This is a genomic window from Glycomyces artemisiae, from assembly GCF_003002955.1.
Classification (GTDB): domain Bacteria; phylum Actinomycetota; class Actinomycetes; order Mycobacteriales; family Micromonosporaceae; genus Glycomyces; species Glycomyces artemisiae.
This window is the reverse complement of the sequence record NZ_PVTJ01000013.1, coordinates 82469-95421: the sequence shown is the minus strand read 5'-3', so window position 1 is coordinate 95421 and position 12953 is coordinate 82469. Positions and strand designations below refer to the sequence as shown.

Sequence of the window (12953 nt, the reverse complement as noted above, 5' to 3'; positions counted from 1 at the left end):
GGCGCGATAGGGTCTCGTCCCATGGCCGAACCCCGAGACGAGACGCGGACCCGGTACGACGAGGTCGCCCAGCTCTACTACGAGACGTTCAAGGACACGCTGCGCGAGCACCCGTTCGACCGCGCGATGATCGACGCGTTCGCCGAGCGCGTCAAGGAGGGCGGCGCGCGGCCCGTGGCCGACATCGGCTGCGGGCCAGGACATATCACCGGATACCTGCACGCCCTCGGACTCGACGCGCAGGGCATCGACCTGTCGCCGGAGATGATCGCGCTCGCGCGCCGCGAGCACCCCGGGATCGCGTTCTCCCTGGGCGACATGAGCGCCCTGGACCTGCCGGACGGCGGCCTCGGCGGCGTGCTGTCGCGGGCTTCGATCATCCACACGCCGCCCGAGAGGATCGGCCCGGTGTTCGCCGAGTTCCATCGGGTCCTCGCGCCCGGCGGGTTCCTGTCGCTCAGCTTCCAGGCCAGCGACCGCACCGACCGGCTCGCGTGGCCCTTCGACCACCGAGTGGCCCCCGCGTGGCAGTGGTCCTACGACCGGGTCGCGGACCTGCTGCGGGACACCGGCTTCGCGGAGGTGGCGCGGCTCGTGGGCGCGCCTGAGGAGGACCCGGTGCGCGGGTTCCACTTCTGCCACCTCGTGATGCGCAAACCCGGCGCCGAGAATCCGTAGGCGCGCTCCCACGCACGGGCAAATCGTGATATTTATTAGTATCGATAGATAAGCCTGTCCGCGGTCGGGTTGGGGTGAAGCGGATCCGAGCAGAGGAGTACCTGCATGGCATCCATGCCAACCCGGCCGCGGCGCCTCGCCGCGGCCGTCGCACTGTCGGCGGCGGTCGCCGCCGCGACGCTGGGGATCGTGGCGGCGGGCCCGGCGCACGCCGTCGGCTGCCAAGCGCTCGACTACAAGGTGGTGAGCGACTGGGGCTCGGGCCACCAGGCCGCCGTCTCGCTCACCGCCGAGGACGGCGCCGTGAACGGCTGGGACATCGAGTTCCAGCTCAAGCCCGGCGCGCAGGTCCAGAGCGCCTGGAACGTCTCCTGGTCCCAGTCCGGCACCACGTTCACCGGCTCCGACGTCGGATGGAACGCCGTCGTCGGCGCCGGGCAGACCCGCGAGCTGTTCGGCCTCGTCGTCTCCGGCTCCGGCGCCTCCCCCACCGCGTTCACGCTCAACGGGGTCGAGTGCGGCACCGTGGAGCAGCCGACGGACACCCCGCGCGAGACGGAGTCGCCCACCGACGACCCGACCGACGATCCGACTGACGACCCGACCGATCCGCCGGACCCGGGCGACTGCCCGGCCGGGGCCGTCTGCGACGGCTTCGAGGACCAGACCGGGACCGTCCCGGGCGGCGCGTGGAGCGTCGGCGCCCAAGACTGCACCGGCACCGGTACCGCCACTGTGGACACTGCGGTGGCGAACGGCGGCGGGAAGTCGGTGCGCGTCGACGGTGGCGCGACCTACTGCAACCACGTGTTCGTGGGCCGCTCGCTCCCCGCCGACGCCGAGTGGTTCCGGGTGTACATGCGGCACACCACGGCCCAGCCGCCGAACCACACGACGATGATCGCCATGCAGGACCGCAGCGACAACAACGCGGACCTGCGGCTGGGCGGCCAGAACTCGAAGCTCCAGTGGAACCGCGAGTCCGACGACGCGACCCTGCCCGCCCAGAGCCCCGCCGGGGTCGCGCTCAGCGCGCCCTTCCCGGTGGACACCTGGGTGTGCGTGGAGTACCAGATCAGCGGCGGCAACCTCGCGACCTGGGTCGACGGCCAGGCCGTCACCGGGCTCACCGTCGACGGCACCCCCACCCACGACGTGGACGAGCAGTGGCTCTCCAAGCCCGGCTGGGACCCCGACCTCGCGGACCTGCGGCTCGGCTGGGAGAGCTACGGGAACGACGCCGACACCGTCTGGTACGACGACGTCGCCTTCGGGCCCACCCGGATCGGCTGCTGAACCGCGCGCCGCCCCGCCGCGAGCGGCGGGGCGGCGCGTTCACCGCTTCCGGAGCCAGGGCGCGAGCTGCGCTGCGCCCCAGGCGGCTTCGACGGCCAGGAACCCCCACAGGAGATCCGGGCCCCCGTGGGCCAGCGCGTAGGCCATCCAGAGGGAGAACAGGACGCGCGCGGCGCCGTCGAACAGGCCGTGGACCCGCTGGGGGCGCAGCAGCCGCAGCAGCGACCACACGACGACGACCGAGCCCATGAGGTTCGCGTACAGCACCTGCATCGGGTCGAGGGCGGGGAACGCGGCGAGGCCGAGTGCGCCGCTGAGCCCGTCCAGACCGGCGTGGACCAGGGCGAGCGTCCACGGCGTGGCGAACCCGGCGGTGACGACGAGGTCGTAGACGGCGCTCGCGCGGACCACGGTGAGGTAGGAGTGCCGTTGCGGCGCGGCGGTGTCGAGGACAGTGGGCATGGAAGTGCTCCGTTCGTTCGGGTCGGGCTACCGTAAACGGTGGAGTGCACTCCAGTGTCAAGTCGCGAGGGAGGGTCCGTGCGGATCGGTGCGTTGTCGGAGCGGTCGGGGCTGAGCCGGGACGCGATCCGGTTCTACGAGAAGATCGGGCTGGTCGAGTCGCACCGGTCGCCGAACGGCTACCGGGACTTCCCCGAGGAGGCCGTGCCGTGGCTCGACTACGTGCGCACGGCGCAGCGCCTCGGATTCACGCTCGCCGAGATCGGCCGGCACGGCGAGGAGCTGCGCGGCGCGCCCGACACGGCGGCGGCGCTCTCGGCGCTGTTCGCCGAGCGGATCTCGGCCGTGGACGCGAAGATCGCGGAGCTGACGGCGCTCCGCGCGGAGTTGGCCGCGCGGGCGGACACCGGGTGCCCGCTGGAGCCGGACCGGGTCAGTCGACCGGGCTTCAAGCGACAGTGAGCACGGTCTTGCCGCGGGAGCGGCCGGCCTTGAGGCGGTCGAGCGCGGCGGCGGCCTCTTCAAGAGGCGCTTCGTGGTCGATGAGGAACCGGATCTGTCCCCTCTGGACCGACTCGGCGAGTGACGCGAGCGTGCCGGGCCGGGCGTTCGCGTAGAGGTTCGAGCCGCGCAGGCCCTTCGCCGCGAAGGCGTCGGCGTCGACGGCGCCGTTGGAGGAGACGATCGCGCCGTTCGGCTTGAGCAGCAGGGCGATCGGCTCGATGTCGGCGGGCCCGGAGACGAGGTCGACGACCGCGTCGATGCCGTCGGGGTGCGCGGCGCGGACCTGGTCGGCGGTGGGGCCCGCGGTGAAGTCGACGGTCTCGGCGGCGCCGAGGTCGCGCAGGAGGGCCGCCGTGTCGGGGTCGGTGGTGGCGATGACGCGGATGCCCTGGGCGGCGGCGAGCTGCACGGCCGCCTGGCCGACGCCGCCGGACGCGCCGTTGACGAGGAGCGTCTGCCCGGGCCCGGCGCCGGTGCCCTCCACGAAGTCGTGTGCGGCGGCCCCGGCGGTGGGGATGGCCGCGGCCGTCGCGAAGTCGAGCTTGTCGGGGAGGCGGGCGAGTTTGGCGGCCTTGGCGACCGCGTACTCGGCGTAGGAGCCGCGGCCGAGCTTCACGTCCATGAACTGCCCGAACACGCGGTCGCCGGGCTCGAAGCGGGCGTCGTCCAGGCCGGGTTCCCCGGCGCTCACGACGGTCCCGGCCCCGTCGGAGCCGAGGACGAGCGGGAACTCGTGGTGCACGGACCCGCGCATGGCGCCCTCGACGACCTTCCAGTCGAAGGGGTTGACGCCCGCGGCCGCGATCTTGACGAGCACCTCCCCCGGGCCGGGTTCGGGGACGGGCAGGTCCGCGAGGGTCGGCTCAGTGTGGAAGTCGGTGGCGACGACGGCGCGCATAAGGGGTCCCTTCGGTCCTGACCGGCGGACGCCCGGCTGCGCCCGGCCTGAATCTACACCGGTGCGTACCCGGAAGAGCCCGATCGGACGCGCCGAGCGCGGAACGCTTTCCACGCAACGGGATCGAGCCGCACTAATCGGGGCGTTTCGCCAGCGCACGGGGGCCTTGTACGCTTCACCGTGGACACGGCACCCCCTCCGCGCCGCGGCCTGCGCGCGGCGCGTCCGCTCCTGCCCTCGACCCCTCCGGAGGTGCTCCATGCGCGCTTGGATGGACCGCGGCATGCTGCGCGGCCGGATCCACGGGCGTTCGCTCCTGGTGCTCGTCGTCGTGGCGGCGCTGGTGTCCGTGGCGGCGGTGTGGCAGTTCGGGGCGCTGCGCGACGAGCACGACCCGGACCTGGCCGAGGCCGACACGCCCGGGGGCCCGCAGTTCACGGCCGCCGCGGAGACGACGAGCGCGAGCGCCCCGGCGTCGGCGCCGGAGTCGCCCGAGTCGTCCGCCGCGTCCCCGAGCGGTGATCCGACGACCTCCGCCGCTGCCGCTACGACTTCGGCGAGCGCGGCGGACGCCGGGCCGGAGTGCACCGCGTCCCTGTCCCTCGACACCGAGTGGTCGTCGTCGATCTCGGTGGCGGTGTCGGTGGCGAACACCGGGGCCGAGCCGATCGACGGCTGGGAGATCCTGCTCGCCCTGGACGGCATGGAGGTGACCGCGGCGTGGGGGCTGGAGCATCTCGAAGGGGACCGCTACGGCGACATCATGTTCAACGCCGTCATCGCGCCCGGCGAGAGCGTCGATCCGAGCTTCTCGGCCGATGTCGAGGACGGCTGGGTGCTGCCCGAGACCGTCCCCTGCACCCCGGCTTGAGGCCCGTCAGGACCCGGTGCGGATCTCGACCTCGTGGAGGACGGGGAAGTTCACGGACTTGGCGATGAAGCAGTCGCGGTTGGCGTCGTGGTGGAGTGCGGCGGCGCGCTCGGCGTCGGCGGGGTCGGCGATGGTGACGACCGGGTGGAGCACGACCTCGGTGAAGCGGCCGCTGTTGCCCTTCTCCTCGGTCATGGTCCCCGCGGCGGCGTCGGTGTAGGCGGTGACGACGATGCGCTCGCGCGCGCACAGCGCGAAGTAGGTGAGCATGTGGCATTCGGAGAGCGCGGCGACGAGCAGCTCCTCGGGGTTCCAGCGCTCCTTCTGGCCGAGGAACGCCGGGTCGGCGCTGCCGCGGATGAGGGGCTTGCCGGGGGCGGTGATGTCGTGGTCGCGTCCGTAGTCGAAGTACTTGGCGGTCCCGTTGCCGGTGTTGCCGGTCCATTCGACGGTGACCTCGTAGTGGTGCTCGCGGCCGCTCATGGCGGGCTCCTTCCGTTGCGGTGAGCCGAATCGTATCCGGGGCGCGGGCGGGCGCGGCGGGTCATCTCCCGGCGAGGACGACGGTCTGGTGGTCCGGGAGCTTGTCCCACCAGTGGTGGTGGCGGCGGTAGACGTCGCTTTCGCGGTCGGCGAGGAGTGCGGCGAGGCTCTTGGCCTCCTCGGCGAGGGCGGCCCAGACGTCGTCGGGGAGGGGGTGGAAGGCGGTGGCCTCGATGGCGCCGTCGACGGTGCGCCAGACGCCTGCGGCGAGGCCGTCGACGAGGAGCATCGGGAGGACGTCGCCGTTGTTGCGGATGAGGGTGGTGCGGTACTCGGGCGGGACGGTGCGGGCGCGGTCGTGGAAGGCGAGGAACACGTTGTCCCACATGGCCATCAGGCGCGGCGGGGCCGGGGTGTCCTCATCGGGGAGCGCGGCGCCGGGCAGGTCGTAGAGGACTTCGCCGTTCGGGCCCTGGTGGAGTTCGAGGTCGAGGGGCACGAGGGCCTTCTTGACGCGGCCGCGCTGGACCATGGCGAACTGGGCGACGTCGGCGACGGAGACGGGCCCGAAGCCTTCGATGTGCCGCAGGATGAGGGCGGCGAGTCCGGCTTCGGCGGCCTCGTCGTCGCGGAGGGCGGGCTTGTCGGGGGCGGCGGTGTACTCGACCTTGTCGGTGAAGCCCCAGGGTCCGGCGCCGGGGGCGCGCAGGAGGGGCGCGTACTGGCGGATGCCGGGCCACACGGCCTTGGCGGTGGCGGCGTCGAGGCGGTCGGCGAGCCAGGCCTCGCATTCGCGGGCGGTGCGGACCTCGCCGGCGGTGAACAGGGCCTCGTAGAGCGCTTCCGACAGCTCGTAGGCCTCGGTGCCGGTGATCCCGGCGGCGGCGATGCGGCCGCCGAGCTTCGCGGCGTACAGGGACGGCTCGGTGGCTTCGCGGAAGGTGCGGTACTCGTCGGCGGCGACGGTGTGCAGGGTCATGCGCACGGGGTTGCCGCGCAGGACCCGGCCCTCCTTGTAGGCGGCGTCGAGGTCGGCGGGGTCGAACCCGGCGACGCGGTTCCACAGGCCGATGTACCCGGAGACGGGCGACTGGGTCTGGAGGGCGACGGCACCGCGCACCGCGGACTCGACGTCGGCCTCGGCGCGGTGCAGGAGGGACTGGCGGTCGAGCGTGGCGCGGTTCAACCGCCGGGTCGTGAGCTGCATGGTCAGAGGCTAGCCGGAGGGACCGACAGGAAAACCTGCGCGCGGTCCGGGACCGGACCCTGGCCGGTCCGGTCCCGCGCGGGGTCACATCGTGGCGACGTAGGCCGAGCAGGAGTCGAGGAGCATCTGGCTGCCCTCCTTGGCCATGTCGTGCTCCTCCTGCGTGGAGCAGGTCTGGGAGATCACGAGGCGGGTACGGCCTTCGCCCAGGTCGGTGAGGTCGAGGCGCATGACCTCTTCGCCGCCGGGGATGTCCATGCCCATGACGAGCAGTTCGTTCTCGACGACCTCGATGTAGCGGCCGGTGATCGGGAACTCCTGGCCGTCGGGGGTCACGACGACCGAGGTGTACTTGCCGCCCGGGGTCGCGTCGAGCTCGACCGAGCCGGGCTTGGAGTAGCTCCACTTCTCGTAGTGGTCGTTCTCGGTCCAGGCCCGCCAGACGGTGGCGACGGGGACGTCGACCTCGCCGGTGAGCGTGTAGGGGAAGCCGGTGGTGTTCTCGTTGGCGGTCATCTCGATCCTCCGTGTTCGGGGTTGTCGGTGTCTGCACGTGTAGACGCGGCGGGCCGCGGGGATTCATCGCCCTCCCCCGGATGTTTCCAGAATTCTGTTCGGCGGGCCGGGGAACGGCGCCGTCGGCGCGGGTCTGGGAGAATCGGCCGATGGACGCCGAACTCACCGTGACCGGATCCGACGACCCCCGTGGGGAACTGGTGCTGCTGCGGAAGTGGCTGAACCGCGACGAGGACTACCGGGGGCGGGTCGACTTCAAACCGGCCGAGCCCCAGGAGGGCGAGCTCGGCGCGGGCACGGACATACTCCTCGCGGCCATCGCCGCGGGGGGCCTGGACGCGCTCGGGCAGACGATCGGCGTGTGGATTCGATCCCGCCGCTCGGAGATCGAGGTCGAGGTGAGCGCCGCCGACGGCTCGCGCGTGCGGATCACCGCGAAGGGCCCGATCGCGAAGTCGGTCGCGAAGCGACTCGACCTGGGAGAGTAGCGGTGCGCCTGCCCGACGGCGCGCGGTCGCGCGCCCTGCTCATCGGCACGACCTCGTACCGGCACCTGAAACGCGTCGAAGCCGCGAGGAACAACGTGGAGGCCATGCGGGAGGCCCTGGCCCGGGACGCCGGGATCACCGGCGGCGACTGCTTGGCGCTGACCGACCCGGACAGCCTGGCCGAGGTCGGCGCGGCCGTGGAGCGGGCCGCGAAGGAGGCCGAGGACCTCCTGCTCGTGTACTACAGCGGGCACGGGCTCGTCGACGACGAGGGCATGCTGCACCTGACGATGACGGGGACGTCCGACGCGCTGCTGCCGTGGAGCGGCATCCCGTTCCGGCTCTTGAACAAGGCGGTCCAGTACTCCCGCGCCGCAATGAAAGTGGTCATCCTCGACACCTGCTACTCGGGCATCGCGATCGAGCCGCTGCTCGGGGACGACCTCACCGGGCAGCTGCGGATCAAGGGCAACTTCACGCTCACCTCCTCCCCCGCGAACTCCCCTTCGTACGCGTTCGAGGGGCTGCGGCACACCGCGTTCACCGAACTGCTGCTCGACGTGCTCAAGGAGGGCGTGGCCGACGCCGGGGAGCTGCTGACGCTCAACGACATCTACAAGGAGCTGCTGCGCCGCACCCACGCGCGCGGCCTCCCCGAGCCGCAGAAGTGCGGCACGCACATCGCCGCCGAGTCGCTCGCGCTGGCACCGAACCGGCACGAGGGCCCGCCGCGGGAGGTCCCGGCCGCAATGCCGGAACCGCCTGTGCGCCAGGCGGTCCCGGCGCCCGCGCCGTCCACGGAGGCGGTGGTCACCGCCGACGAGGTCCGCAGCGTGAAGTTCACGGCCGTGCAGCTCGCCGAGGGCTACGACCAGGACGAGGTGGACGCGTTCCTCGACCGCGTGGTCCTCGCCCTCGTCGAACCCCCGACCGGCCCCCAGCGCCTCACCGCCGACGACGTGCGCTCCTCGATGTTCACCTCCACGCGCCTGCGCGAAGGCTACGAGGTCAAGGAGGTCGACGCGTTCCTCGACCGCATCGAAGCCGAATTCGAACGCCGCCAAGCGGTCGCGGCCCGCAGGCCCTAGGCTTCGAGCGCGGCGACCATGGCGGCGACGCGGGCGCGGACCCGCTCGGGGTCGGCCGCGGGGAGCACCGGCGAGCCGACGACGGCGCGCATGACGCCCATGCCGAGCAGGAGCGCGCCGACGAGCTCGGCGCGCAGCGCCGCGTCCTCGCCGTCGAAGCGGGCGGCCAGGTCCGCGAGGTAGCCGTTGCAGACCTCCTCGTGGAGTCGGGCGCGGACCTCGGGGCGCCCGGCCGAGCGGAGCATGAGCAGCAGCGGGTGCTCGCCGTCGTTCCCGGCGGGGTCGCCGAGGACGACCTCTCGCACGAGCGCGTCGGTGAACTCCACCGGGCCGGCCGCCCGCTCCCCCAGCCCTGCGGGCACCTCGGTGGCGAGGGCCGCGTCGAAGAGGTCCTGCTTGGAACCGAAGTAGCGGAAGATCAGCGTCGCGTCGACTCCGGCGTCGGCGGCGATCTCGCGCACCCCGGTGCCGTCGAAGCCGTGCTCGGCGAAGCGGCGGCGGGCGGCGTCGAGGAGGGCGGAGCGGGTGGCCGCGCGGTCGCGGCGCTTGGGCGCGTTCATGAAGTCAGCATAAGTCATCAGATGTTGACATATCGCGGCGCCCGGTCTAGCCTTGTCATCGATCGATGACTTACGACGAGAGGCGGCACCCCCGTGCGCACCTACCTGATCACCGGCGGCACCGACGGCATGGGCCGCGGCCTGGGCCTGCACTTCCTGGAACGCGGCGACCGCGTCATCGCCGTCGCCAGCGGCGAGGCGAAGGGCCGGGCCTTCACCGAGGCGGCCGCGCGGCTCGGCGCCGCCGACCGGGTCCGCTTCCTGCGGGCGGACCTGAGCACGGTCGCCGGGATGCACGCGGTCACCGCCGAGATCGAGTCCTCAGTGGATTCCTTGGACGGGGTGGTGTTCGCGACGCAGCGGTTCCAGCAGCGGCGCGTCCTCACCGCCGACGGACTGGAGTACACGTTCGCGCTGTCCTACCTGAGCCGCTTCGTGATCGGCCACGGCCTCGTACCGCTCCTCGACCGCGCGGAGGCGCCCGTGGTCTTCAACCTCGGTGCGCCCGGCGGGTTCCCCGGGCGGATCTTCTGGGACGACATCTCGTTCGAGCGCGAGCCGTACAAGGGCATGAAGGCCGCGACGCAGGCGTCCCGCTCCATCGACCTCCTCGCCGTCGACTTCCCGCGGCGCCACCCGGACACGCGCGCCAAGTACGTCGTCTACAACCCGATGTTCGTCAAGACCGGCATGGCCGACCCGCTCCCCCAGCCGAAGCGGGCCTTCACCAACGCCATGGCCGCCCTCTTCGCCCAGCGCGTCGCGAAGGCGATCGTCCCCATGGCCGCCCTCATCGACGGCCCGCCCGCCGCCCCCGTCACCGCCTGGCGCCGCACCACTCCGCTCCCCTTGACCGGCAAGGACTTCGACCCGGACGCAGCGGACCGCCTCCACCGGCTCACCGGGAAGATCCTGGAGCGGGTGGAGGCGGCGGGGGAATTGGGCTAGTCGACGAGGGCGTCGAGGTCGATGGCGTTCTTGACGGCGTCGAGGCGGCGGGTGGACTCGTCGGGGTCGACCTTCTGGCGGTCGATGTGGGCGAGTTCCTGGTTGGCCTCGGCGAAGGGGCGCATGCGGCGCTCGTAGCGGGCGAAGGCCAGCGCGTGGTCGGCGGTGCGGCCGAGTTCGAAAGCGAGGACGTATGCGCCGACGAGGGCGAGGCTGGTGCCCTGCCCGGAGAGCGGGGCGGCGCAGTGGGCGGCGTCGCCGAGGAGGACGGTGCGGCCCGCGGACCAGGCGTCCATCTTGATCTGCGCCATGGAGTCGAAGTAGAAGTCGTCGGCGGTGCGCATGCGCTCCAGGAACTCCGGGACCTTCCAGCCGAACCCGGCGAGGTGCTCGGCGACGAGGGCCTTCTGGGCCTCGGTGTCGCGGTAGTCGTACTCGATGGGCCCGGCGCCGAAGCCGAGGAAGATCCGCAGCTCGCGGTTGTCGCGGACGGTCATGACCGCGCCGCCGTTCACGCCGTCGTTGAACCAGGTCTGCCAGCGGTCGAGGCCCAGGAAGTTGTCCTGGCTGAAGACCGACAGGTAGGTGCCGAGGTGGTGGATGTAGTCGGCTTCGGGGCCGAAGGCGATGCGGCGGGTGTTGGAGTGGAGGCCGTCGGCGCCCACGACGAGGTCGAAGCGGCGCGCATCGGCGTGCTCGAACTCGACGGTGACGCCGTCGGCGGCGTCGCGGATGGCGGTGATGGAGTCGCCGTAGAGGTACTCGACGCCGTCGAGCTTCGCGTGGACGAGGTCGACGAGGTCTTCGCGGAGGATCTCGATGTCCTCGGAGTCGAGGGCGCCGGAGGAGAGCGCGAACTCCTCGGACCGCATGAGCTCGTTGCCTTCCGGGTCGAGGACGTTCATGCCCTTGGATTCGTTCTTGAGGGCGCGGGCGTCGGGTTCGAGGCCCATGCGGCGCAGGACGGTGAGGGCGGCGCCGCGGACGTCGACGGCCTGGCCGCCGCGGCGCAGGGCCGGGGCGCGCTCGACGACGACGGGGGTGAGGCCCTGCTCGCGGAGCCAGTAGGCGAGGGCGGTGCCGGCGACGGAGGAGCCTGAGATGAGGACGGTGGTCACGGTGTTCTCCTGGGATACGTTGTACTGCGTTGTCTGGGACCACCGTAGAAAATTGGGCCCTGACCTGCAAATACACTCCAAATCTGCCCTAGGACAGCAGGGTCGCGGGAGGCCGGTGCGCACTAGGATCTGTCGTAGGACAGCACGAGGGAGGGGCCGCCGTGGCCGCAACGATCGAACCGCCGTACGCCCGCATCGCCGCGGAGCTGAGCAGGCGCATCGCCGACCGGGAGCTGCTGCCGGGCGACAAGGTGCCGTCCACGCGGCAGGTGGCCCAAGAATTTGGCGTGGCGCTCGCCACAGCAACGAAGGCGCTGGACGTGCTGCGGACGGAGGGCCTGGTCGTGACCCGGCCGCGGTCGGGGACGGTGGTGGCGCCGCGGCGCGGGGCGAAGGCGGGCGAGCCCGCGGCGGAGCTGACGCGGGCGCGCGTGGTCGAGGAGGCCGTGGCGATCGCCGACGTCGAAGGGCTGGAGGCGGTCTCGATGCGCGCGGTGGCGGGGCGGTGCGGGGTGGCGCCGATGTCCTTGTACCGCTTCGTGGAGGACAAGGAGCAGCTGGTGGAGCTCATGGGCGACACGATGTACGGCTCCCGCGAGTTCACTGTGGACGAATCTGATCCGTGGCGCGCGCAGGTCGAGTCGATCGCGCGGGAGCTGTGGCGCCTGCACCGCGCGCACCCGTGGCTCGGCCGCATCCAGCCGCTGACCCGGCCACTGCCACTGCCGGGGATCATCCGGCTCGGGGACCGGCTCCTCGGCGCGCTCGAAGGGCTCGACCTGCCGCCGAAGCTGCACTTCGACGTGCACGTGCTGCTCTACACGCACGTCGTGGGCCTGGCGATGAACGTCGAGCGCGAGGACGAGGCGGTCTCGCTCACCGGCGTCTCCTCCGAGGAGTGGACCGACCTCCAGTACCTGCCGAAGTTCGGCGACGACGCGTTCATGTCGTCGGTGCCCCACTTCGCCAAGCTCTTCGGACCCACCGGGTCCATGTCGGACGGTTACGATATGGACCTCGACGACCTCTTCGAGCTCGGCCTCGGCGTGATCCTCGACGGCGTGGAGGCCCTGGCGGCCCGGCTGAAGTAGCGCTTGCAGTTGATTACTCGAACTCGTATACTCGAAAACGAGTAATCGATTCGAGGAGGTCGCATGTCCGGCAGACGCGGCAACCTGACGGCGCTCGCGGTGCTCTCCGTGGCGGCGTCGAAACCCATGCACCCCTACGAGATGGGCCAGGCCATCCGCGGGTGGGGCAAGGACCGCGACATGAAGGTCAAGTGGGGCTCGCTCTACTCGGTCGTCGCGGCCCTCGAAAAACGCGGCCTCCTGGAGGCCGCCGGCACCGCCCGCGAGGGCAACCGGCCCGAGCGCACCGTCTACCGCATCACCGCCGAGGGCCGCGCCGAGCTCGCCGACTGGACCCGCGAGCTCCTCGCCACCGTCGACGGCGACCACACCCGGTTCCGCGCCGGCCTGTCCGTCGCCGTCGTCCTCCCGCCCGACGAGGTGGTCGAGCTGCTGCGCGGGCGCCTGCGGGCCCTGGAGACCGGGCTCGCCGCCGACGAAGGCGAGCTCCACCGGCACAAGGGGACCGTGCCGCGCATGTTCCTCATCGAGGACGAGTACGCCCTCGCCACCGCCCGCGCCGAGATCAAGTGGATCTACGCCCTCATCGCGGACATCGCCACCGGGACCTTCGCCGACCTCGACAAGTGGCGGTCCTTCCACGAGCACGGCGGCCTCGACGGCGGCGCCGCCTCCGCGTGGGAGCACGCCGAGCAGCACGCCGCCGACTCCTCCAGCACCCCTTCCTGAGCCCCTGCAAGGAGAC

At 71.9% G+C, this 12953-nt stretch carries 16 protein-coding genes; 9 read left to right on the top strand and 7 right to left on the bottom strand.

Going from position 1 to position 12953, the window contains the following annotated elements:
* Positions 1 to 21: 21 nt before the first annotated feature.
* Positions 22 to 678: a class I SAM-dependent DNA methyltransferase gene (locus B0I28_RS24855; protein ID WP_106366556.1), complete on the top strand. Its 657-nt coding sequence runs from the start codon at positions 22 to 24 to the stop codon at positions 676 to 678.
* 105 nt (positions 679 to 783) lie between these two features.
* Complete coding sequence (locus B0I28_RS24850) at positions 784 to 1974, top strand: cellulose binding domain-containing protein (protein ID WP_219926978.1); 1191 nt, start codon at positions 784 to 786, stop codon at positions 1972 to 1974.
* A 39-nt stretch (positions 1975 to 2013) separates the two neighbouring features.
* Here the strand turns inward: B0I28_RS24850 and B0I28_RS24845 are convergent, their stop codons facing one another.
* A complete protein-coding gene (locus B0I28_RS24845; protein ID WP_106366555.1) occupies positions 2014 to 2436 on the bottom strand; it encodes a hypothetical protein in 423 nt (140 codons plus the stop codon).
* A gap of 78 nt (positions 2437 to 2514) precedes the next feature.
* Between B0I28_RS24845 and B0I28_RS24840 the strand changes: the two genes are divergently transcribed.
* Positions 2515 to 2898 (top strand): MerR family transcriptional regulator, encoded by a 384-nt coding sequence (locus B0I28_RS24840; protein WP_106366554.1) that lies wholly within the window; start codon positions 2515 to 2517, stop codon positions 2896 to 2898.
* On the opposite strand, the gene B0I28_RS24835 is transcribed toward B0I28_RS24840, so the two are convergent.
* Positions 2885 to 3838, bottom strand: coding sequence for an NADP-dependent oxidoreductase (locus B0I28_RS24835; protein WP_106366553.1), 954 nt, complete (start codon positions 3836 to 3838; stop codon positions 2885 to 2887). The genes B0I28_RS24840 and B0I28_RS24835 overlap by 14 nt on opposite strands.
* A gap of 259 nt (positions 3839 to 4097) precedes the next feature.
* Between B0I28_RS24835 and B0I28_RS24830 the strand changes: the two genes are divergently transcribed.
* Positions 4098 to 4709, top strand: a complete 612-nt coding sequence (locus B0I28_RS24830) for a cellulose binding domain-containing protein (protein ID WP_106366552.1) — start codon at positions 4098 to 4100, stop codon at positions 4707 to 4709.
* A 6-nt stretch (positions 4710 to 4715) separates the two neighbouring features.
* On the opposite strand, the gene B0I28_RS24825 is transcribed toward B0I28_RS24830, so the two are convergent.
* The 3 genes from B0I28_RS24825 to B0I28_RS24815 form a co-directional block, all read right to left on the bottom strand.
* Positions 4716 to 5192, bottom strand: coding sequence for an OsmC family protein (locus B0I28_RS24825; protein WP_106366551.1), 477 nt, complete (start codon positions 5190 to 5192; stop codon positions 4716 to 4718).
* A 61-nt stretch (positions 5193 to 5253) separates the two neighbouring features.
* Positions 5254 to 6399, bottom strand: coding sequence for a winged helix DNA-binding domain-containing protein (locus B0I28_RS24820; RefSeq protein ID WP_106366550.1), 1146 nt, complete (start codon positions 6397 to 6399; stop codon positions 5254 to 5256).
* A gap of 84 nt (positions 6400 to 6483) precedes the next feature.
* Complete coding sequence (locus tag B0I28_RS24815) at positions 6484 to 6915, bottom strand: SRPBCC family protein (RefSeq protein WP_106366549.1); 432 nt, start codon at positions 6913 to 6915, stop codon at positions 6484 to 6486.
* A gap of 149 nt (positions 6916 to 7064) precedes the next feature.
* Here B0I28_RS24815 and B0I28_RS27520 point away from each other — a divergent pair, with 149 nt between their 5' ends.
* A complete protein-coding gene (locus tag B0I28_RS27520) occupies positions 7065 to 7403 on the top strand; it encodes an effector-associated constant component EACC1 (protein WP_181245955.1) in 339 nt (112 codons plus the stop codon).
* A gap of 2 nt (positions 7404 to 7405) precedes the next feature.
* Positions 7406 to 8491 carry a caspase, EACC1-associated type gene (locus B0I28_RS28385; RefSeq protein WP_181245954.1) on the top strand — a complete coding sequence of 362 codons (1086 nt, stop codon included), beginning with the start codon at positions 7406 to 7408 and terminating at the stop codon, positions 8489 to 8491.
* On the opposite strand, the gene B0I28_RS24805 is transcribed toward B0I28_RS28385, so the two are convergent.
* Positions 8488 to 9051 carry a TetR/AcrR family transcriptional regulator gene (locus B0I28_RS24805; RefSeq protein ID WP_106366547.1) on the bottom strand — a complete coding sequence of 188 codons (564 nt, stop codon included), beginning with the start codon at positions 9049 to 9051 and terminating at the stop codon, positions 8488 to 8490. The two genes, B0I28_RS28385 and B0I28_RS24805, sit on opposite strands and share 4 nt — an antisense overlap.
* A 93-nt stretch (positions 9052 to 9144) precedes the next feature.
* On the opposite strand from B0I28_RS24805, the gene B0I28_RS24800 reads away from it, so the two are divergent.
* On the top strand, positions 9145 to 9999 hold the full coding sequence (locus B0I28_RS24800) for an SDR family NAD(P)-dependent oxidoreductase (RefSeq protein ID WP_106366546.1): 855 nt from the start codon (positions 9145 to 9147) through the stop codon (positions 9997 to 9999).
* Here B0I28_RS24800 and B0I28_RS24795 read toward each other — a convergent pair.
* Complete coding sequence (locus tag B0I28_RS24795; protein ID WP_106366545.1) at positions 9996 to 11117, bottom strand: FAD-dependent monooxygenase; 1122 nt, start codon at positions 11115 to 11117, stop codon at positions 9996 to 9998. The two genes, B0I28_RS24800 and B0I28_RS24795, sit on opposite strands and share 4 nt — an antisense overlap.
* Before the next feature lie 161 nt (positions 11118 to 11278).
* Here B0I28_RS24795 and B0I28_RS24790 point away from each other — a divergent pair, with 161 nt between their 5' ends.
* Positions 11279 to 12208: a GntR family transcriptional regulator gene (locus B0I28_RS24790; protein WP_106366544.1), complete on the top strand. Its 930-nt coding sequence runs from the start codon at positions 11279 to 11281 to the stop codon at positions 12206 to 12208.
* A gap of 63 nt (positions 12209 to 12271) precedes the next feature.
* Positions 12272 to 12937, top strand: coding sequence for a PadR family transcriptional regulator (locus B0I28_RS24785; RefSeq protein WP_106366543.1), 666 nt, complete (start codon positions 12272 to 12274; stop codon positions 12935 to 12937).
* Positions 12938 to 12953: the final 16 nt, after the last annotated feature.

Bases quoted from the DNA above. Each gene is read 5' to 3' on its own strand.
- B0I28_RS24845 (WP_106366555.1), bottom strand. From the start codon at position 2,436: ATGCCCACTGTCCTCGACACCGCCGCGCCGCAACGGCACTCCTACCTC.
- B0I28_RS24855 (WP_106366556.1), top strand. From the start codon at position 22: ATGGCCGAACCCCGAGACGAGACGCGGACCCGGTACGACGAGGTCGCC.
- B0I28_RS24820 (WP_106366550.1), bottom strand. From the start codon at position 6,399: ATGCAGCTCACGACCCGGCGGTTGAACCGCGCCACGCTCGACCGCCAG.
- B0I28_RS24785 (WP_106366543.1), top strand. From the start codon at position 12,272: ATGTCCGGCAGACGCGGCAACCTGACGGCGCTCGCGGTGCTCTCCGTG.
- B0I28_RS24835 (WP_106366553.1), bottom strand. From the start codon at position 3,838: ATGCGCGCCGTCGTCGCCACCGACTTCCACACTGAGCCGACCCTCGCG.
- B0I28_RS24815 (WP_106366549.1), bottom strand. From the start codon at position 6,915: ATGACCGCCAACGAGAACACCACCGGCTTCCCCTACACGCTCACCGGC.
- B0I28_RS24850 (WP_219926978.1), top strand. From the start codon at position 784: ATGGCATCCATGCCAACCCGGCCGCGGCGCCTCGCCGCGGCCGTCGCA.
- B0I28_RS24805 (WP_106366547.1), bottom strand. From the start codon at position 9,051: ATGAACGCGCCCAAGCGCCGCGACCGCGCGGCCACCCGCTCCGCCCTC.
- B0I28_RS24830 (WP_106366552.1), top strand. From the start codon at position 4,098: ATGCGCGCTTGGATGGACCGCGGCATGCTGCGCGGCCGGATCCACGGG.
- B0I28_RS27520 (WP_181245955.1), top strand. From the start codon at position 7,065: ATGGACGCCGAACTCACCGTGACCGGATCCGACGACCCCCGTGGGGAA.
- B0I28_RS24825 (WP_106366551.1), bottom strand. From the start codon at position 5,192: ATGAGCGGCCGCGAGCACCACTACGAGGTCACCGTCGAATGGACCGGC.